Origin of the sequence: Enterococcus sp. S53 (genome assembly GCF_016516865.1) — a bacterium.
Lineage (GTDB): Bacteria > Bacillota > Bacilli > Lactobacillales > Enterococcaceae > Enterococcus_D > Enterococcus_D innesii.
This window is the reverse complement of the sequence record NZ_JACVUH010000065.1, coordinates 1-621: the sequence shown is the minus strand read 5'-3', so window position 1 is coordinate 621 and position 621 is coordinate 1. Positions and strand designations below refer to the sequence as shown.

General features: G+C 32.4%; 1 protein-coding gene. It reads left to right on the top strand.

From position 1 onward, the window contains the following. Positions 1-291: 291 nt before the first annotated feature. The coding region (locus tag IAE45_RS18690; protein ID WP_200143171.1) for a nucleotidyltransferase family protein at positions 292-621 on the top strand (330 nt) is incomplete at its 3' end.

The window sequence follows — 621 nt, the reverse complement described above, 5'->3', positions numbered from 1 at the left end:
AAAAATGACTACTTGAGTAGTCTCTGAACAACTCCCTGACAACTGCTAAAAACTATGCTGTGGTATCACATTCATTTTCTTCAAAACGCAATAGGCACAGCCTATTTTGCCACTTTCAACATGAGAGTGGTGCGTTTACCTTATGCTCTTTCCCTTTTTTGATCTAAAAGAAGCAATCGATTTACCTGTTCCTTCACTTTTTTATCAATATTTTTTCCTAAACGCTGAGTATTAATTGTCGCTTTTCATTTTTATGTTAATATTCAAATTGAAGACAAGGAGTTCGGTTATTTGATTTATACAATTAGTGATCTTCAAAAATTATGTACACCAATATTTTTAGAATGGGAAATAAAAAAAGCTTTTTTGTTTGGATCATACGCTCGAAACGAAGCAACAGAAACCAGTGATTTAGATATTTTAATCGACGGTGAAGGGTCTTTGCTCCACAGTATATTTGATGTGATTCGGTTAAAAAGTAAATTAAGTAGCGCATTAAAAAAAGAGATCGATCTTATTACACTACGTGTAATCAACGCAGAAACAAACAAAAAAAGAAACCCTCTTCTCAAAGAAAATATAGAAGCAGATTGTGTAATGATTTATGATTTTAAAACGAGC